The organism is Streptococcus sp. HMSC34B10 (assembly GCF_001839505.1).
Classification (GTDB): domain Bacteria; phylum Bacillota; class Bacilli; order Lactobacillales; family Streptococcaceae; genus Streptococcus; species Streptococcus peroris.
The window spans coordinates 511068-529509 of the sequence record NZ_KV841556.1 but is presented as its reverse complement, the minus strand read 5'-3'; the positions used below and the strand labels follow the sequence as shown (position 1 = coordinate 529509).

Genomic DNA, 18442 nt, shown 5'->3' with positions numbered 1-18442 from the left:
TATGTCAATTAGAGAGATTAGTCCATCAAAATATTCTCTTGAAATTTTGGATTAGGATTATTAGTAGTAATATTTAACATTTTTACAAATTCTTCCAATATTCTAATCAGTCTTTCATACTCATAAAGATAATGACCTAGCTCCTCTTGAAACACTCTTATTTCTTCGGTTACTTGTTCGACTGTAATTGATTCTGGCAAATTTAATTTTGAAAAGTCATATCTTGCAAGCTTTCGACTGCTCACATCTTCACTCTTCAAATTGATAAGCACTTCCGCCATCTTGTTTAAGGTGGCGATTTTTTCATTTGTTTGAGTCAGTTTGATGTCTAGCTCTGCTATTTCTGCAACCAGTTCGTCTTTGATGTCCTGGTATTTTTTGTCTCTCTCTGTTAACTCAATCAAGAGGTTAATCTCAGAAATCTTTTCTTGAAGTCGATCAACAGTCGGTCTTCTGTATGGTATTACTCGATTATCGTTGGTTAACTGTCTAATCAAGGTTCGCCCTTTAATATACTGATTCTTATCCGAATGTTCTTTGTTATAGACAAAATATGAGGTTGACTCTCGGATATAGACTTTATATTTTTTCTGATTGTCTTCTTCGATAATATCTAGCTGATAATTGGGAATGAAAATGAGACCACTCTGCTTAATACCAAAAGACACTTTGATATAAATACCCTCATCAACTAGCTCATCTATTTGGTTCTCTGCAAGTTCCACTTCAAATTCATGAACGGTATCTCGTTTTTCCTTAAATGTCTCAAAGACTTCCTCAATCTCTTCAGTGGATACTTTATCCTTATCTCGCTCTTTTTGGAAAGCATGGTACTGTTCCTGTAAATTCTCTAATTCTTCTGAAGCACCGACTTCCTTATTTTTAAAATAATCTTGAAAAAATTTGACATCATATAATTTCTTATCACTTATTTTTTGATGACCCAAACTTATCTTTTGATTATCTTCTTCCAGAATAAAAGTTACATTTTTTTGTTTTAAGTTAATGGTTAGATTCAATTCTTTTACTTTTGTTTTTAACTCTTCTAAAGAATTGACACGGTTCAACAAAAATTCTAAACGACTTTCAATCTCTTGCTTAGCAAAATGCGTTCTAAAAAATTCTTCATCATATAGATCTCGTTTGCTGAGTTGGCGTCCTCGAATTGGTTTTATCATCGTTCTATCTGTCATCAAAAAACGGCTATGCTTTTGACTAAAATCAATCTGAACATGCAACTGCTTTGCTTTCTCTAAAAAATCATCAAACGATTTAGATTGCTGCAGCAAAAAATAAAGACGTTGTTTCAATTCAAACTTATGACTAGATTCCCTATATTTTTTATAATCTCGATAGGAATAACGTTTCTCAATAATTTTTGCACCAGCCACTTTAGAAATACGGTCTGAAATCATACGGAGGTTTCGTTCCAAGGCATAGTTCCATATCAACTTTTTATCTGAATTGCGGTCAATAGCGTTGATTAGGATGTGATTATGAACATGATCTTTGTCTGTGTGAGTTGCTACGATAAACTTAAAACGACCTCCTGTCAATTCCATCATGGTCTCATAACCAATGCGGTTAATTTTTTCAGGTGTCAGACTATCTTCAGGAGAAAATGATTGAATGAGGTGATGAGCATGAATAGTTTGTTGGTGTTTTTCTTGTCGGTCGTTTCTGGATTCGTACAACTTGTCATTATTGCTGAAGTTGACATTGTACATCTCTACCATTTCTGCATGACTAGGGAAGTCCAAGTAATTGCTCATGCCAAAATCAGATACCAATTTCAAATTGTCCGTTTTATCAGGGTTGAGAATATACTTGATTAAACGCCTACGATATTTTTTCCCGTGCGTCGCAAAGTGTTTAGTAACTACCATGAAACTCCTTCAGTCTTTTCACCTCAACTTGAAATTCTTTGTCCACTTCCTTAATTAACTCTCCAACTCCTTTACTCAATTCTTGTAATTGGTCCTGAGAAATCAGATGGCTTTGATTAATCGCACGCGCAATTTGATTGATGTTATTTCCAATCCGTCTCAATTCAAAAACTAACTGGTCATAAGTATCAGTGTTAATCGTGACAAATGACATATTGGGATTAAGTAAAACTTTTCTGGCATAGACTGAGAAATTTTGACAATTGCTCTTAGCAATCCGTTCATTCAATTGGTGTAATTCTGGATCAGTTAGAAATACTTTTTTGAGATTGGTACGATAGCGATAAACCATAGCAGTCTCCTATCCCATATATTTTTCACAGAATTCACGACTGAGTGGCTGAGCTTGATTGATTTCTACAATTAATTCTTGAACACAAGTCAATAAGATTGAGACGTGCTCTTGAGTCACTTGATGATTTTCTCTTGCAACAACCAGAACTTCATACACATCTCGACTAATCTGTTCTAACTTCTGAGAGTTCCAAAGAGAGAACCAACTTTCAAAAATTCTATCCTGATAATTCTTTTTCAATAAATTCTGACGAAGAAATTCTGAGAAACTTTCCATTTTTTGTTCCCTCATCATTTCTTTTATCTGTTTTTCTTCTTGTCTCGTGATTCTAAATTGCTTTCGGATTGACTTAATTTCTTGTCCCATTCTGATATCCCTTCAACATTCTACTTGTATGACAGTGTAAGTCTACCTCACATTGTCAGTACGCTTCCTAAAGACCTCACTTGCTTCTTGTTCGGTCTTTGCGAGCTCAGATATTGTGTCCACAATATCTCAAAAATCATATCGCCTGCCATTTCAAACTTCACGGTTCAAAAAACAAACGATATGAAAATGTGGTGGCACGCCCCCAAACCCCCAAGATAAATCTAAATTAAAAAAAGTATAACAAATACTTTTTGATAAAATTATCACAGAAAAAAGAGCCCTATCGGACTCTTACAAACTAAAACAATGTCTCTGATATTCATACTGCCTAATCCCACTACTATCTTTGTTCATCTTGATAGAAAAAACAAAGTAATGATCACGATTATCTAAAGATTTACTTTTGTTAAGTTTAAAATAATGTTTTTGAGACATAGCCATTGTACGTAAAATATCATCAGTGATAAATGTTAATGGTATGTCTAAAGCAGAATACTTGTAAAAATCTGACTCAAACCGTAAATAAGAATCAGAAAAATAATCTAGCTGCAATTTATCATCATATAATTCTTTACGATTCATATAAATCTACCCCTTCTATCTGTATATCGAGTATATCTTCCCATTTTAAGCGAAAAAAACCAAAGTCTGATTTAATGGATATAGATTCTCTCCCCATCTCTTTAACAATACCCGATACTACTTTTCTTCTATTTGAGAGCTTACAAACAAAAGTTGCTGGGAATGCATTCGTATAAAGTTGACGAACAAATCGAACTTTCTCTTCCATTGATAGAGAAATGGAGATGTCTTCTCTATTATTTTCTTCCCAAAGAGAACTTGAATGTTCTGACAAAAAGAATCCCATCCACTTAGCCATCCCACGGTCTTGATACTCTCTTGCAGACAAAAAAGGTAAATAAGAACGATTCATCATTTTAGTCCATCTAATCCTCCAGCTGAATGACCACCAATGAGTTTACTTCTTGCAATTGTTCTAGAAGCCTGATCCAGGGCATTCCCTTTCAATAGTGAAGTAAAACCAAATTCTGTTCGAATAGCATCGATTGCGGACTGGAGCCTTTCTTCTTTTTCTATTTTCTCAACATCATCAAATAATGAAATCAATCCAAATGATTCATCTACTAAACCTGAATAGCTCACTGCAACACTTCTGATAGCTCCTGAAGTATATTTAGTGTGAAATAACCTTAAAACATAGTTTGTCAGTAGTGCTGTTTGATTAGTTGGTTCAATCTTCATTTGAGTATGAATAGATCGTTTCTGTTCCACTTTAGAATACCCTAAGTGTATAGAAACTACAGTTGCTTTCTTACCAACTCTTCTCAATCTAACAGCAACTTGTTCTGCCATCTCACGAAGTATGATCTCAATATCTCTTTGTTGGACATAATCTCTAGGTAAAACTTGAGAGTTCCCTATCCCTTTTGACTTTGGCTTATAAGGTTTATGAACATTACTTTCATCAATCCCATTAGCATGAAACCATAACTCTAAGCCCATGATACCAAGCTCTTTTTTAATCAAGTCAGGATTAGCTTGTGCCAATTCTTTAATCGAAAAGATGCCTAAACTATGTAATCTCTTCTCCATCCGATTCCCAATTCCCCAGAAATCTGTCATTTTAGGGATAGACCATACTTTCTTTTCTACATCCTCATAGGACCAATTGGCTCTCATTGTCGGAGTTTTTTTAGCCTCATTATCAAGTGCTAACTTCGCTAATAAGGGATTAGCATTAGACATACCTACCGTTGAATAGATTCCTGTTTTTCTCCAAATCTTTTTTTGAATAGCAGCTGAGATAATATCTAACTTATCTTTTCGACTAATACTTTTATCAGGCACAAAAAAATTTAATGAACTAGTTAAATCGATAAATCCTTCGTCAATTGAGTATGGATAGATATCGTCTGATGCTGCAAAATCTTGAAAAATTTTTTGAATCTCCATATTGACTGCAATATAAGTATCCATTCTCGGAGGAACAATCACAGTTGTTTTTGCCCATTCCTCTATATAACGGACATAGTCTATCGTTGTCGGTAAACCTTGTTTTCCAGCATTATAGTAAGAAAACTTTCTAGTCTTTACATCAAATGGTAAATCATAGGAACGTCCAACATTTGATTTCCCAAATACCTTCTTAAACATAGGAGAGGAAGCAAGGATTAACCCAGCAGAATTATCTGCTCGACTCATAACACAAAGTGAAGTCTTAAGTGGATGCAGGCCTCTATCGACACACTCTACACTTGCGTAAAAAGATTTCATATCAATAAAGGCAATGTCACTCTTCGGTTCGAGACTATAATCAAACCAAGTCATACTCAGTCCTCTAAAGGCATAAAGTTTCCAACGATTTTCCCTATGATACGAGGATTCTCATCATAAGGCGCAAACTTATCTGAATAGTTCCGATTGAGTGAAACTAAACGAAGTCCATTTTCTTCACGATAGACTTTCTTGATATAAGTTTGACCATCCCAATCTATGGCATAGATAGCTCCATCATAATCAAATCCTGTTTGCTTAATTAGGGCTACAGAACCATTTTCATATGTTGGTTCCATTGAATTACCAAACACCCACGATGCAAAGTCATAATCAAATTGATGATTAAAATAAACTGTATCGTAATTACCATCATCAAAGTATGCTGTTCCCGTGCCAGCTGATAATTTTTCGTAAACTTTATAAGCAAAACGCTGAGGAATGTCTACAACCTTTACATTCTGTTTGTTCAACAGTTCTGTAGCATAATGAAGTGTCGCTTCTTTATTCTTTTCAGTTAGCTTGAGATAAGTTTCAACTATTTCATACTCTGATTCAAAATATCGAGTATCAACATTCAAAATCTGACTCAATTTACTCAAATTATGTTGATTAGGCTTTGTTTTACCCGCTTCCCAATTAAAATATGAGGCTCTACTGATTCCCAACCTGGATGCAAGTTGAGATTGAGACAATCCTTGACTTTCTCTTTTTTCTTTTAATTTAGTAGGTGAAAACATTTGTTCTCCTTTTTGTTAGTTTATTAACTAACAAAAGAATACCATAGCTTGCTGAAAAAATCAAGAGTTTAATAACCCCCAATTTCTAATTCTGAGAAACTATTTGAAATAAAAAAGAATGCTGACAAATCAACATTCTTTTTATATTCACTTTGATAAACATTATAAAATTTGTCTGTTTAGCTACCAAAAAGCTACCAATAAATTTGGAATTATTTTTAATAAGTCTTTAGTAATATACCTTATTACTGAGTTTCTGATAAACTAACTAATACTGTCAATAATTTTACATATATATGACTCATTTTATCTTACATTTCTATGATATAATAGATAATAATATAATTAATCTATAAAAGGTGGAATTTATGAATTATACCAAAAGTCAAGTATCAAATTTTCTAGATGATAAGATTCTATTTAGATTCGTAATTCCTAGCGATTTTATAATTGAATTTAATGTAAACGAAGAGCTTTTTACATTTGAAGAGCTTGGAAAAATAATAGCAAATAACTTTGGCTATTGGAATTCAATCTATGATGTCGCTCCAAATGATTTTAAGACAGAATGGGAGAATTTAAAAAACCGATACAACACAATAAAAACTTTTATTTCCGAGCTTGAAGAATTGAATATTGACAGCATAAATAACCAAATCTACCATTATCTAACAAATAGTCATGAATCAAAAGAATCAGGCATAAGAGTTCACTTATTATCATTAGACTCTCCTATTGATGAAGATATAGAGTTTTGGAAAATAAGAAAATTTGTTTCATTCTATATCCAACAGACTCAAAATAGCCTTGATGATGCTATCGAAAATTTTATCTATCTCTCAAAAAACAATAATTATATCGGTAGCCATTTTTCAAGCAATTACCAATATAAAAGTTATCCAGCATTCTATCTACTTAGAGAAGAATTTTCAAATATTAAAGAAAATATTTCTGATTTTGAAGCAAATATAGTAATTCCTTTAACTAGCAAGTTAAAAGATATATCAGCTGACTCTGACGTACAGTTTAAACAAATTACAACTTTCTTAGAAGATAAGCATAATCAAATTCAGATGCAATATGATAAAAATGTTTCTGAGTTTGCCGCATTTCAACAATCTCTCGACGACTGGCAGAGAGAAAAACATGAAAAAATTAAAGCTTTAGAGGATACCTACGAAAACAAACTTTCTTTAGAAGCACCAGAAACTCTTTGGAGAGAACGCTCCGAAGAGCATCAAAAGCTAGCAAAAAAATGGACATATTTTCTCATTTTTGCAGCTCTTGCTTTAATAGCTGCTCTAGCAGGGTTAGTTGTCGTAATACATTCTTATTTAAATACTATCCAAAATGAGCTCCCATTTATATCTAAATCATTTATACTTATTTCGATTATTTCATTTTTTATCTATATTATTAGAATATTGATAAAAATCGTTATGTCAAATCATCATTTAGCTACTGAATATAAACAAAAAGCTGCTTTGACAAGATTCTATCAAGCTCTTACAAAAGCTGGAACTAACATTGAAAAAGAAGAACGACTAATAATTATTAACTCATTATTTAGTAAAGTTGAAACTGGACTAGTAAAAACAGATACCTCAAATGATAGTGATGCAATTTTAGCTCTTTTATCAAAGAATCTAAAATAAAAACACTAATTTAAATTCTATAAATGCTCTATTACTGGAATACATTAAAAAAAGAATGCTGAGAAATCAACATTCTTTTTATGTTCTCTTTGATAAACATTATAAAATTTGTCTGTTTAGCAACCAAAAAGCTACCAATAGATTTGGATTTTTTAAAAAATAAATTAGTAATACTATATTTAAATACCTAGTTATCTAAAAGAATAAATTTACTAGATTAGTAAATTAAATTAGACTTTGCGAGTAATGACGTTACCATAGATAGACTTGACAAATGGAAGAAAATAGCTCTATTAAATAATTATAAATTAGTCAGCATCAACGCTGATAGCTTTATACACAATATATAAAACCCAATTTTGATTCTGCCTCACTTCAATTTTTGCAAAGCCAACATTTTTTAAAATATTTTCCAACGCATGAGTTGCAGTATATTCTGGCATATGATAATTTATTTTTTCTTTTTCACAAGCAATAATTAAAGTGGAGTGGCTAGACATGACCCGATAGGTCTCCAGAAAGCCTTTTTTTAAATCATCCCAGAAAATATGTGTTTGAATGGCAAATACAAGGTCAAAGTAGTCATTTTGATAAGGTAGCGCGTCTACATTTCCAATCCTAAGATGAACATCACCATTTTGTATAGCATCTGAATTAATTCGTTTTGCAACTTGATAAGATTCCTTAGAAATATCAATGCCATGAATTTCAAGATGCTTATTCAAAGCAAGGAGATTTTTGATGGTGCTGCCACCTCCATAGCCGATTTCTAAAACTCGACTATTATCTATAATTGTGGTTTGTTTTATTGTCCAAAGGCTAAGCTTTTTAAAATAGGAAGTCCAAATTTTCGCAATCACCTGGCCTACAATACCACTAGGTTTTTTAGATTGATTAATAAGATATTGAATGAACATTTTAGATACCTCTCGTTTAGGGGGATTTTTGAAAGAATATTAGATAAAATTCAAAATATGTAGATAGTACTTCTTGTATGGTTTGATTAGTCATTAGGATTTATTCTAATGACTATCGTCTTTAATACATTATATTCCGTTCGACAAACTTGAAGTTGTTTACTTACAGTACTCCTCTATTTTGTAGCTATATTCTTTTAGAAGTCTCCGTGAATAAATTTTTTTATTTTTTGAATCTCTAACTTCTTTCCAAAGGATAGCTGCAACTTTTAACTTGTTGGAGTAATGATTGCTAAATTCATCTGCACAAAAGTCTTTTAGAAATTGATTCCATTGGCAAGCTGAATTATCATACTTGGCGTAGTCTGACTCTCCATAGTATATTTTAATCATATCTTGGATTGTGAAATTTATGTTGTTGTCCCGTTTTACTTTTCGCCAAGCTGTTGCCATATCAGCATTAAATTTAAACGGATTAACACCTGTTACAGCTGAAAAATAATCACGAAATTTCTGATTAAAGGAAAACCCACATTCAAGTAATGATGTATTTAGGGTTATTATTTCGGCTTGATTTTTGTTTCTTTTCCTCAAAAATTTTTCTACTCTATTTCCCTTAAAATATTGTTCTATAATATGATTTAATTCTTTTTTTGTACATCTGTATTCTAATCCAAGGTACTTACAAATTTGTGAAAGTTCTTCTCGATACCAGTAATAGCTGTTAAATTCTTCAAATGATTTTATATCTCTAAAATCAGGTCTATTTTCTTCCAAATGCTCACCTCTACAACTCCAAATTTATCTTATTATATCAAAAATACCCATACCACATAAAGCTATAACAGAAAATATTACAATCTTGTAATTACTGTATTTCTATTAAGCTTAACTTTGCCTTTTCTCTTGATATAGTCTTCAATATCAAACACAATGTCCTTTGTTTCTTCTAGCATCTGATTTTTAGCAATCCAAAGGGCAGTTCTCGAAACAGAAACTGCAAAGTCGTTAATCTCAATTCCATAGAATTGGCTCAGTTGGACTTTAACAAGTTCTTGTCCAACGTCGAATGCGACTGCATAGCATAATGGCTTCATTTTCTAAACGTCTTAAAGATATATAGGTCTCTGTAAGGACGTTACCTGAACCAGGTGTGAAATCATGAAGTAATTTCAATGACTACAGATATAATTTTTTTCATATTTATGTGATATATTGAAACCAAAAAATTAGAACGGTAAAAAAACTTACAATAGACCGCATTGCTTATAAATTTTTTCAATAACACCTGATTTATATTCTATATATTTATCTATATTATCCGGAAATAAAACAGCAGCTTTTTCTTTAACTTTTGAATATTCATCCACTAACTCAGAATGTTGCCTTAAATAATTTCTAAAAGTAATATGTTTAAATAATTCTTCAGAGTCTTTAGGACATACATATAAATGATGTGTCATTAAATCATTTTTATTAATATATGAAAAAGCCTCCCTATCTCTAATACCTAAATCGCCTTCATGTACATACCCTTTATCTTCAAGCAATTTTTTTAAAATTAGAAACTTATCATTTTCAATAACAATATCCAAATCAATTATTGGCTTTGCTGACATCCCTTCAACCGATGTACTACCTACGTGTTCAATCTTAATTACATTCTGAATGATTTCTTTTCCAAGTGATTCTACTATTTTTTCAAATTCTTCTTTCCATTTTGGATTCCATTTTTCAACTACAACATTTTGTGTCCTCATAATCTATTTACCTATATAACCCTTTTTCCTCTATTCAATCCTTTATAATAATGTAATTATAATACTTATTTTCATAAAATTCTACAAAACACCATCGATTCATTTTTTTGATTTTAAACTTTGGTAGAAGCTCTAAAACCCTTGTATTTACTTGACTATTTGCCTTTGCCATTATTATGACACGAAACCCACAAGCTGGGTCAAAGAATGTAATTCCGAGATTACATTTGAAATAAACTAGTATTCTTTTTTCTCCATAATCATAACGGACAATTTTACTGCACCCCCTATGATTAATACGCTTACAACTAAAATTCCTAAGCAAATCATTGACATAGAATTCTTACTAAAAATCTCCATTAATTTTGCAAGAAAATCTGACTTTTCTTTTAGCAATGTTGATAAAGCAAATATTAAGAAATAAGTGATTACCATAATGAGTCTACCCTTTTCAGCACCATATTTAAGAATAAATGGTAATTGAATTGCAGTCATAAGTATACTAGCAGCTAGTGTAATTAAAGCAATAAACACTATATTATCCAATGACATTTGATTTTTTGTCATCAACAGTACAAAAATGCAGATTGAACCGACCAAACCAAAGGCAAATGCAAAGAAAAGCTTGCTCAACACATAACTGCTCTTTTTTATTGGCATCGAAAATGCAAACTGTTCGAAATTTGATTTTGTATCATAACCAAAGGCGATTGCAGAAAGTATGAGCGGAATCATTACACATATTAACGGAACCATAAACAATTCATTTTCATAAATTCCATATACAGCCAGTGCAATACTGATAGTAACCGTTAATAATAATGTCTTTTTTAAAGTAGCTATATCTTTCAAAATTAATGCTGTCATTATTGTCTCACTCCTTTCACAAAGTAAATCATAATATCCTCAATTGACGGTTTTTGTAACTTGATACCATCAGGTACAAGACTCTTTTTAACAAGTAACTCTTGCCCAAAAGAATGTATTCTTCTTCCTACAATGGCTTCTTCATCAATGTTATTTACTTCTTCATTGGATAAAGTACATATACCGTAGTTTTCTTTTAACTCATCTTTTGTTTCCATAAATAAGATTTTTCCATTGTGAATAAAAGCAATGTAATCTGCCACTTTTTCTAAGTCAGATAAAATATGGGAAGAAATAAGAATTGTATGATTTTCATCTTGCATAAAATCTAATAACAAATCCAAGATTTCCTCTCTTACAATTGGATCAAGCCCACTTGTTGCTTCATCTAAAATCAAAAGTTCAGCATTGTGAGATAAAGCAACAGCTATTGAAAGTTTCATTTTCATACCACGAGAATAATTTTTAATCATCTTTTTATGTGGTAAATTGAATTTTTCAATGAATCCATAAAACTGCTTTTTATCCCATTTTGAATAAACTCTATGACAAAACTTCTCAACATCGATTAATGTCATTTCTTCCGGCACTAACAAATCATCAAATACCACTCCAAGTTTATCTTTCAGTTCAACACTATTAGGATTTTCCTCATCTAAAAGTCTTATATCGCCAGAGTCTTTTCTTAAAAGCCCAAGTAACAATTTTATAGTTGTACTTTTACCAGCTCCATTCTGTCCGATATATCCAACTATTGTTCCTTTCGGAATAGTAAGATTTACCGGTCCTAGTTTAAAACTGTCAAATGTTTTTACTAAATCTTTAATTTCAATAGCATATTTACTCATATTCACCCTCCACATAACTCTTTAACATTTCTATCAATTCATCACTGGATACATCTGCAATTTCTGAAAGTTCAACTACTTCTTGAAGCTTCGATTCAATTTTCTTTAAGTATTCTTCTCGAATTAGTTCTTTATTTTGTGCTGCAACAAAATTACCTTTTCCTTGTACCGAATTTATAAACCCGTCTAACTCTAATTCATCAAAAGCTCTTTTTGCAGTTAACATACTTACTCTGATTTCTTTCGCTAAGAATCTTATCGAAGGTAGTTGTTCTCCCACTTTCAAATCTCCAGAAATGATTTGTGCTTTAATTTGATTTTTTATTTGCAGATATATTGGTTCATCACTGGAATTATTTATCTGTATATTCATCCTCAACTCCCCTACTGTTATTTGTGTTTTAACTGTTATTATTGTAGCATAACAGTTAAAACATTTCAATATCTAAAAAAGAAGCAGACAAAATTTTCTTTGCTCGCTTCTTCTAATTGAGTAAATCCTGCATCTAAGATGGGGTCTTTTCTGTTGATATTAGTGGAGTTAAGCATGACTACTATCTTAAAGGTAGTGAAGCGTATAAAAAAGCTCTAAAACAATATGGATATAAGTAACATCATTCACACCTATTTTCCCGAATAGGTGTTTTTTTGTGCTGAATAGATTACTTCAAAAAACTTTTAATCTTATTCTTAACCGAATCGTTTATATTTCATGCAAATTAGTTTAATCAAAGAGATTGGATTATATTTTATTATACAATGTATTCATGAATAAATTAAAAGAAGAAAATATTAGAAGAGCGATCTGGCATATAAAGCGACAACAGACCTATTTCTTAGTCATATTCGCTAAAAAAGTCCCCCGCCAATTCCCCGACCAAGACCCGAAAAATACCGGGATATATCGAAAAATGATTTTAAGAATAGTCCCCAAAAGTCTGAAATAGAGCCAAAAAACTCCACCAGTTCCGGTGGAGTTAAGGGAGATTATTATGAAAAAGAAAAGTTTAGGACTTCTATTAAATAAAGTTAGGAGGTCTTTACTTAATAACTGTATGATACAAGAGAAGACTTAAAATTAACTTAAGATAAAAGAATTATTGTAATTTTTTTCGATCCACCCAAATCATTCCTGTGCAGTCATAAGTAGATAATGTTTCAAACCCCAGTGAACGGTAGAAACCCAAGGTTTTTTCTGTCTGGTCGGTCGCTAGTTGGACTTGATAGGCATCTTTGTAATCCCCTAAAGACTCTTTCATCAAGGTGCTACCAATCCCTTGGCGCTGATAGCTAGGCAAAACAATCAAATCCTGGATAAAGACCGATGAAAAACCATCTCCAACCAGACGCACTAAACCAACGATTTCCTCGCCATCACGGGCAAAATAAATAGCCAATGAGTGAGCGAAAGATTGCTCCAACATCTGTGGTTGATTGGTATAGTTTGTCCAGCCAACTGCCTGATAGAGGGGCAAAATGTCATTGATTGAAACAGATGTTTCTTTCGTAATATTAATCATAGCAAACCTTTCTAAATTTATTCGTATATGTTGCTTGATATTATAGCATTTTTTAGGCATTTTTTCTACATCATATTTTCAAAGAGATTGTTTACTATTAGAACGTAATGCTCTTTTTTTAGAGTAAGAGTAATTGCTTTTGCAACCATCCTCACTCAAATTTGATTAAAGATTTCTAAACAATAGGACAATAACTTATCAATTATTCGGGGGAAAAGTAACCTAATTGTTCCGCGACATGAATAGCTTCCTGTCTACTGGATACTCCTAATTTTGAAAAGATGTTTGCAAGATGATTTGAAACAGTTCGCTTGCTTACATAAACTTTTTCACAAATATCATCTATACTTAGACCATTTCGAACTAATTCTAATATTTCTATTTCACGTGAAGTTAAGATATCTACCACTACTTCATCTGAAAAAATCTTTCTACCCTGATAAATTTCTATCAAATTTTGAATCAATTCTCCTGGGGCAATGCTCTTATCCAAAAATCCCCAGGCCCCCATTATCTTAGCACGATACTCATACATTTTTTTGCTATATCCTGTTAAGATAACAATTTTAGCAGAAGATCCATTTTTAATAATCGTTTGAGCCAAAGATAGCCCATCCTCCTGATACAAGCTAGTTAAGTTTATGTCAATCAGCACAATATCATAGTCATCATAAGGGAAATCCAAGACAGAAGAAAAATCATCTATCAAATCCACTCTTTCAATATCCTCTGATAATTCCAAAATCAGTTTAATACTCTGACTAAATAATTTATGATCATCAATCAATAAAATTTTCATAGCATAGCTCCTTATCAATCGGTAGTTCAATAACAATACGAAAAACACCATTCTTATCTAAAGTATTCATCTTACCACCTAGAACACTTAATTTATTTGCCATATTTTTCAATCCATATCCCAGAGAATGTTCTTGGGTAGAAATCGATTTATTTTCAGCAACTATAAAAATAACATCCTGTTTTATCTCGATTTCTAAAGAAATCTCTCCTTCTTGTGAATATTTAACCGCATTAGTAATTAACTCCTCAACAAAACGGTAGACAATTTTATCATAGGGAGTCATTAAAGAAAATTTAGGTGGAAAATATACCACTACTGAACTTTCTTTATTATATCTTTTCTCGATCCTTTCAATGAGTGCCTGATATTTTTTTGAAAGAGGTTCATCTACCTCACTCATAGGCTGGTAATAATCCATTCGTTCTCTAATTCGTTGCACTAGTTCTTCAGTAACAAGATTTATTTGATTTCCAAACATCTCATTTTGACTATAAGCATTGAAATTCTTAATAGCCATCACACTTTGTAAAATTTCATTATGGAGAAATTCTGAAAATTGCTGTTCTACAACTTCATTAGAAAGAAGCTGATTAACCATTTTATTTCGCTTCAAAAAAAGAATTTCCAGGTACTCTTTCGCATTTCTCATATCCGATACGTGAAACAATCGAATACATTCTTCGGCAACAATTGCTATAATAAGCAGAACTATATTAAAAATTAAAAAACTCACTTTCAACTCTAGTTGAAACCCGATAAACGAAAGTAGTAACAATCCTCCCACTAAAAAAAATAAGCGAGTAAAAGCTTTTAAGTATGATGATTTCAATTCATCAATTTTCATTTTTAGTGATGTAAAAATTGTTTTAAAATGTAAAAAAGTCAGTATAGATAATACCTCAATATACCACACTAAATTTAAAACACCTGACTCCACAGTATTACCATATACTACAATGTAGGAAACAGGTAACACTACCGAAAGAATCACGATATTTCTCCTTTGAGAAGCTAATACATTTCTCAACTCTTTTCTATACAAAATCAACAAAAGCAAAGGAAGAGCTGTGAGAAAAAAAGTAGTGAATATTGATAAAAACAAAAATAGTGGAAAATACATCCAGTAAGAAAAAATTGTTATGATAGTTAAAACTAGTGAAACATTTACCAATTCTTCCCCAATCCTCTCACCTAATAAAATAATCGAAAGAGAACTATAAACCAATAAAAAAGAATTAATTGGATTCAATATGTCAAAAAAATGAAGGATAGTATTATTTGTTTCTTGTTGAAAAATTGCTTGCCAACTAACTAAAGATAATAAAAGTATTATCCATAATTTTAGTTCACTATATCGAAATTTGATAAAATTACAAATATAACTGAAAATAACCAACAAAACCACTAATATTAACGAAAGTTTTTGCGTGTAAGCACTAGAATAATCATTAGGAACTTTATAATATATATATACCATCAACCCTAAGTGATTCAACAACGTTAATTGCCACAACCACAGTGGATGATTTGAAATAACTTTTACAATTTTTTTCATCATAATCATATCCCTCTATTTTATAAGTATAGTATAGCATAAAACTAGAATACTATTTAACAGTATCCTAGTTTTATGCTAATTTCTATCAAGAATATACCAACTTACTTTATAGGTTATAACTAAATAAATTAGAAAGAGAAGAGCTGCCACTCCTAGATAGGTCACATCAATTGTGATAGTTGTATTGGCAAAATTTTCAAAGTAACCTAATAAGGACTTGCTTAGAGAAACCGCTAATGGAACAGCAAGTAGCAAGGGAACAAAGAAGTAACTTATAATTTGCTGAATAAGTATTTTCTTATTTTGTTTTTTCTTATTTCCCAATAGATATAAGATACGATAATCATTAATGCTGTCTAGTGCACTAGTTGAGATTTGTAGAGATAAAATGCTAAGTGAAATAATAATAAATACAACACTAATAAATAGCAATACTAGTACAATGACTCCCATAAATCCTATATAAATCTCAGATAATCTCACCTTAGTTTGATAAGTGAAGTCATTTACTTCTGTACCATCCACCGTAAAGTAATACTTATCAACCCACTCCTTCAAAAATGTTTCAATTTTTCTTTTATCAATATTTTCTTTATATTTAACCACATAAGTTGTAAAATCTTCGTTCAATTCTTTAATAACTTTATCTGGTACAATAAGAGTCCCCGAATCATTTAATCCTACTGAAGAAAGAAAATAAACAGTATCTAATGGTTGGGGCGATGCTAATTTTAAAGAATAACCGCCAATCGATAACTCTTTCTTTTGTAGTAAAAATTCTTGGATTTGTTTAATGGTTCCTTTGTAATTGGCATTTACTAGATAGGCATCATCAGCTAAGTCAATATCTTTTTTGCCTTGTAGTTTTCTTAGATGATTATAAGCTGAAATCCCTAAAATATGAACTTTTGTATTAGGTAATCCTTTATCATATTCCCATAACTGACTAGTATCTATTATATCCTTATAAGTCAGATCACTCGTATAAGTTGAATAAGCATATTCATCTTTTACAACATCAAAATCAAAACCATCCGCTTTTAATCTATCTTTTACACTCTCGTTTCCATAATGAAACTCACTACCTCTATATAAACTGACTTGCAAGTCATAAGGGGCATAACGATTCAACTCATGGTTCATGGTTGTGTATGAACTACCACCAAACACTAGTAAACTAAGAGCCAAAGTCAAGGTCATAGATAGTACTGCTAGCGTTACAGAGTTGCTGTCCGCTTGTTTGGAAAATTGGCGGATTTTAAATGAGTTTAATTTATTATAATAGACAGCAGATACTCTCTTAACAACTCTAAGTAAGAAATAACTCAAGGTGTTGTAAAAAAGAATAACAAAGACAACTAAAACAGAGACAAGTAATACGCCCCAATTTTTCAAAATAGATAAATGATGGTAATCAGAAAAGTACAGACTTGCAGAGATAATCACAACACTTGAAATAATGAAAATAAACAGTTGAATAATAGAGTTCTCTTTGATGAGTCGAGATTTTTTAACACCATTTTCTTGAATTAAGCTAATGATTTGTTTTTTTCTAAATGTTGAAACCTCCATAACACCAACAATCAAACTTGTTACTAGATAGGAGTATCCAAGGAGAGAAATTGATTTAGAATCCAAAAAGAACAAATTTCCAAAATAATTTGCCATGAAAAACTCAGAGGCAATATGAGCAAGTAAAACAAGCAAGACTAGACCAAAAGTAAAGCCCAGAAGTAAAGCAAAGATGTTTACTAACATGGTTTCAAAGAAGAGTGTTCCAATAATCTGGTGCTTTTTCATTCCAAGCGTTGCATAGAGTCCAAGCTCTTTTTTCCGTCTCCCTAAAACAAAATTCGTTGAGTAAACGATGAGAAAGGCAATAGCTCCTAGTATCAAATAAGATAACAGCCCCATATACTGGGTCATAACTGTCGTCAGCATTTCTTTCGCACCTGATAAGCTCTGCATGACAGGATGACTTGGAAGAGCATTAAAGGCATACAAAAGACTATAAATCAAAGCAAGACTAAAAAAATAAATCGTATAGGTTTGTAAGTTTCTAAACACATTGCGTAAAATTAACTTTGGATACATAGCTCCCCTCCTATCTTGTTCGTCTGTATATTTCTTCTAGGTATAAGTCGTTTGACAGTCCATTCCGCTCAATATCATCGATAATCTGTCCATCACTGAGAAGAACCATTCGAGACGAATATTTAGCAGCAGCAGGATCGTGAGTAACAAGTAGAATAGTTATTTCAAACATTCGATTAATTTCTTGTAAGAGGGACATGAGATTTTCTGAGTTAGCAGAGTCAAGAGCTCCTGTCGGTTCATCTGCAATCAAGAGTTTGGAATCATCTATTAACGCTCTAGCTGTTGCGACACGTTGACGTTGTCCACCTGATAATTGATTTGGAAATTTGTTTTTTAAATTTTGAATAGCTAATTTACCCAAAACATCATTAATTTTCTTTTGATATTTTCTAATGGATTTTCCTTGAATTTGAAGTGGTAAAATTACGTTTTCATAAACTGTTAAGGTCTCTACCAGATTATAAGATTGAAAAATATAAGAGATATTCTTAGCGCGATAATCGGCTAATTGGCTTTCTTTTGCTTGAATCATATCAAAATCTTCAAAGACAATACTGCCCGAATCTGGTTTATCAATAGTGGATATACAATTCAATAGAGTTGTCTTTCCACTACCACTAGCCCCCATAATGGCTAAAAATTCACCCTTATTTACTGAAAGGTAAATATCAGATAAGGCATGGACTAAACTTTCGCCTTCTCCAAATGTCTTATTTAATCCTGTTACTACTAGTTGTGGCATTATCGTTTCCTCCATTTCTTTTATATAATTA

20 protein-coding genes are annotated in these 18442 nt (G+C 31.7%); 1 reads left to right on the top strand and 19 read right to left on the bottom strand.

Annotated features, from left to right (window positions below):
• Positions 1-17 precede the first annotated feature (17 nt).
• From HMPREF3237_RS08195 to HMPREF3237_RS08165, 7 genes are all read right to left on the bottom strand, one after another.
• A complete protein-coding gene (locus HMPREF3237_RS08195; protein ID WP_070889472.1) occupies positions 18-1886 on the bottom strand; it encodes an SAG1250 family conjugative relaxase in 1869 nt (622 codons plus the stop codon).
• Complete coding sequence (gene mobC / locus HMPREF3237_RS08190) at positions 1873-2238, bottom strand: plasmid mobilization relaxosome protein MobC (RefSeq protein ID WP_000263039.1); 366 nt, start codon at positions 2236-2238, stop codon at positions 1873-1875. Before mobC ends, HMPREF3237_RS08195 begins: the two co-directional genes overlap by 14 nt.
• Positions 2239-2247: 9 nt before the next feature.
• On the bottom strand, positions 2248-2607 hold the full coding sequence (locus HMPREF3237_RS08185; RefSeq protein ID WP_014713360.1) for an SAG1252 family conjugative relaxosome accessory protein: 360 nt from the start codon (positions 2605-2607) through the stop codon (positions 2248-2250).
• Between the two features lie 294 nt (positions 2608-2901).
• Positions 2902-3192 (bottom strand): DUF5960 family protein, encoded by a 291-nt coding sequence (locus HMPREF3237_RS08180; RefSeq protein ID WP_001080188.1) that lies wholly within the window; start codon positions 3190-3192, stop codon positions 2902-2904.
• A complete protein-coding gene (locus tag HMPREF3237_RS08175; protein WP_070889471.1) occupies positions 3182-3547 on the bottom strand; it encodes a hypothetical protein in 366 nt (121 codons plus the stop codon). The genes HMPREF3237_RS08180 and HMPREF3237_RS08175 overlap by 11 nt, the downstream gene beginning before the upstream one ends.
• Positions 3544-4959 carry a Y-family DNA polymerase gene (locus HMPREF3237_RS08170; RefSeq protein ID WP_070889470.1) on the bottom strand — a complete coding sequence of 472 codons (1416 nt, stop codon included), beginning with the start codon at positions 4957-4959 and terminating at the stop codon, positions 3544-3546. Before HMPREF3237_RS08170 ends, HMPREF3237_RS08175 begins: the two co-directional genes overlap by 4 nt.
• Positions 4960-4961: 2 nt before the next feature.
• The gene (locus HMPREF3237_RS08165; protein ID WP_070846350.1) at positions 4962-5645 is read right to left on the bottom strand and encodes a LexA family transcriptional regulator; all 684 of its coding nucleotides are present in this window, start codon (positions 5643-5645) and stop codon (positions 4962-4964) included.
• Between the two features lie 368 nt (positions 5646-6013).
• On the opposite strand from HMPREF3237_RS08165, the gene HMPREF3237_RS08160 reads away from it, so the two are divergent.
• Positions 6014-7300 carry a DUF6161 domain-containing protein gene (locus HMPREF3237_RS08160; protein WP_070889469.1) on the top strand — a complete coding sequence of 429 codons (1287 nt, stop codon included), beginning with the start codon at positions 6014-6016 and terminating at the stop codon, positions 7298-7300.
• Between the two features lie 308 nt (positions 7301-7608).
• On the opposite strand, the gene HMPREF3237_RS08155 is transcribed toward HMPREF3237_RS08160, so the two are convergent.
• The 12 genes from HMPREF3237_RS08155 to HMPREF3237_RS08095 form a co-directional block, all read right to left on the bottom strand.
• Complete coding sequence (locus tag HMPREF3237_RS08155) at positions 7609-8217, bottom strand: class I SAM-dependent methyltransferase (RefSeq protein ID WP_070889468.1); 609 nt, start codon at positions 8215-8217, stop codon at positions 7609-7611.
• Positions 8218-8376: 159 nt separating this feature from the next.
• A complete protein-coding gene (locus HMPREF3237_RS08150) occupies positions 8377-8994 on the bottom strand; it encodes an SAP domain-containing protein (RefSeq protein ID WP_070889467.1) in 618 nt (205 codons plus the stop codon).
• 77 nt (positions 8995-9071) lie between these two features.
• Positions 9072-9314 carry a DNA methyltransferase gene (locus tag HMPREF3237_RS08145; RefSeq protein ID WP_070889466.1) on the bottom strand — a complete coding sequence of 81 codons (243 nt, stop codon included), beginning with the start codon at positions 9312-9314 and terminating at the stop codon, positions 9072-9074.
• A gap of 150 nt (positions 9315-9464) precedes the next feature.
• A complete protein-coding gene (locus HMPREF3237_RS08140) occupies positions 9465-9977 on the bottom strand; it encodes a GrpB family protein (RefSeq protein ID WP_070846352.1) in 513 nt (170 codons plus the stop codon).
• A gap of 237 nt (positions 9978-10214) precedes the next feature.
• Entirely contained in the window at positions 10215-10844 is a 630-nt protein-coding gene (locus HMPREF3237_RS08135) for an ABC-2 transporter permease (protein ID WP_070889465.1), read from the bottom strand.
• The gene (locus tag HMPREF3237_RS08130; protein ID WP_070846356.1) at positions 10844-11692 is read right to left on the bottom strand and encodes an ABC transporter ATP-binding protein; all 849 of its coding nucleotides are present in this window, start codon (positions 11690-11692) and stop codon (positions 10844-10846) included. The genes HMPREF3237_RS08135 and HMPREF3237_RS08130 overlap by 1 nt, the downstream gene beginning before the upstream one ends.
• A complete protein-coding gene (locus tag HMPREF3237_RS08125; RefSeq protein ID WP_070846358.1) occupies positions 11685-12065 on the bottom strand; it encodes a GntR family transcriptional regulator in 381 nt (126 codons plus the stop codon). Before HMPREF3237_RS08125 ends, HMPREF3237_RS08130 begins: the two co-directional genes overlap by 8 nt.
• 724 nt (positions 12066-12789) lie before the next feature.
• Complete coding sequence (locus HMPREF3237_RS08115) at positions 12790-13212, bottom strand: GNAT family N-acetyltransferase (protein WP_070846364.1); 423 nt, start codon at positions 13210-13212, stop codon at positions 12790-12792.
• 202 nt (positions 13213-13414) lie between these two features.
• Positions 13415-14011, bottom strand: coding sequence for a response regulator transcription factor (locus tag HMPREF3237_RS08110; RefSeq protein WP_070846366.1), 597 nt, complete (start codon positions 14009-14011; stop codon positions 13415-13417).
• Positions 13992-15569, bottom strand: a complete 1578-nt coding sequence (locus tag HMPREF3237_RS08105) for a sensor histidine kinase (RefSeq protein ID WP_070889551.1) — start codon at positions 15567-15569, stop codon at positions 13992-13994. The genes HMPREF3237_RS08110 and HMPREF3237_RS08105 overlap by 20 nt, the downstream gene beginning before the upstream one ends.
• A 78-nt stretch (positions 15570-15647) precedes the next feature.
• On the bottom strand, positions 15648-17666 hold the full coding sequence (locus HMPREF3237_RS08100; protein ID WP_070889463.1) for an FtsX-like permease family protein: 2019 nt from the start codon (positions 17664-17666) through the stop codon (positions 15648-15650).
• A 10-nt stretch (positions 17667-17676) separates the two neighbouring features.
• The gene (locus HMPREF3237_RS08095; protein WP_070482337.1) at positions 17677-18411 is read right to left on the bottom strand and encodes an ABC transporter ATP-binding protein; all 735 of its coding nucleotides are present in this window, start codon (positions 18409-18411) and stop codon (positions 17677-17679) included.
• Positions 18412-18442 lie beyond the last annotated feature (31 nt).

Bases quoted from the DNA above. Each gene is read 5' to 3' on its own strand.
- HMPREF3237_RS08195 (WP_070889472.1), bottom strand. From the start codon at position 1,886: ATGGTAGTTACTAAACACTTTGCGACGCACGGGAAAAAATATCGTAGG.
- mobC (WP_000263039.1), bottom strand. From the start codon at position 2,238: ATGGTTTATCGCTATCGTACCAATCTCAAAAAAGTATTTCTAACTGAT.
- HMPREF3237_RS08185 (WP_014713360.1), bottom strand. From the start codon at position 2,607: ATGGGACAAGAAATTAAGTCAATCCGAAAGCAATTTAGAATCACGAGA.
- HMPREF3237_RS08180 (WP_001080188.1), bottom strand. From the start codon at position 3,192: ATGAATCGTAAAGAATTATATGATGATAAATTGCAGCTAGATTATTTT.
- HMPREF3237_RS08175 (WP_070889471.1), bottom strand. From the start codon at position 3,547: ATGATGAATCGTTCTTATTTACCTTTTTTGTCTGCAAGAGAGTATCAA.
- HMPREF3237_RS08170 (WP_070889470.1), bottom strand. From the start codon at position 4,959: ATGACTTGGTTTGATTATAGTCTCGAACCGAAGAGTGACATTGCCTTT.
- HMPREF3237_RS08165 (WP_070846350.1), bottom strand. From the start codon at position 5,645: ATGTTTTCACCTACTAAATTAAAAGAAAAAAGAGAAAGTCAAGGATTG.
- HMPREF3237_RS08160 (WP_070889469.1), top strand. From the start codon at position 6,014: ATGAATTATACCAAAAGTCAAGTATCAAATTTTCTAGATGATAAGATT.
- HMPREF3237_RS08155 (WP_070889468.1), bottom strand. From the start codon at position 8,217: ATGTTCATTCAATATCTTATTAATCAATCTAAAAAACCTAGTGGTATT.
- HMPREF3237_RS08145 (WP_070889466.1), bottom strand. From the start codon at position 9,314: ATGAAGCCATTATGCTATGCAGTCGCATTCGACGTTGGACAAGAACTT.
- HMPREF3237_RS08140 (WP_070846352.1), bottom strand. From the start codon at position 9,977: ATGAGGACACAAAATGTTGTAGTTGAAAAATGGAATCCAAAATGGAAA.
- HMPREF3237_RS08135 (WP_070889465.1), bottom strand. From the start codon at position 10,844: ATGACAGCATTAATTTTGAAAGATATAGCTACTTTAAAAAAGACATTA.
- HMPREF3237_RS08130 (WP_070846356.1), bottom strand. From the start codon at position 11,692: ATGAGTAAATATGCTATTGAAATTAAAGATTTAGTAAAAACATTTGAC.
- HMPREF3237_RS08125 (WP_070846358.1), bottom strand. From the start codon at position 12,065: ATGAATATACAGATAAATAATTCCAGTGATGAACCAATATATCTGCAA.
- HMPREF3237_RS08115 (WP_070846364.1), bottom strand. From the start codon at position 13,212: ATGATTAATATTACGAAAGAAACATCTGTTTCAATCAATGACATTTTG.
- HMPREF3237_RS08110 (WP_070846366.1), bottom strand. From the start codon at position 14,011: ATGAAAATTTTATTGATTGATGATCATAAATTATTTAGTCAGAGTATT.
- HMPREF3237_RS08105 (WP_070889551.1), bottom strand. From the start codon at position 15,569: ATGAAAAAAATTGTAAAAGTTATTTCAAATCATCCACTGTGGTTGTGG.
- HMPREF3237_RS08100 (WP_070889463.1), bottom strand. From the start codon at position 17,666: ATGTATCCAAAGTTAATTTTACGCAATGTGTTTAGAAACTTACAAACC.
- HMPREF3237_RS08095 (WP_070482337.1), bottom strand. From the start codon at position 18,411: ATGCCACAACTAGTAGTAACAGGATTAAATAAGACATTTGGAGAAGGC.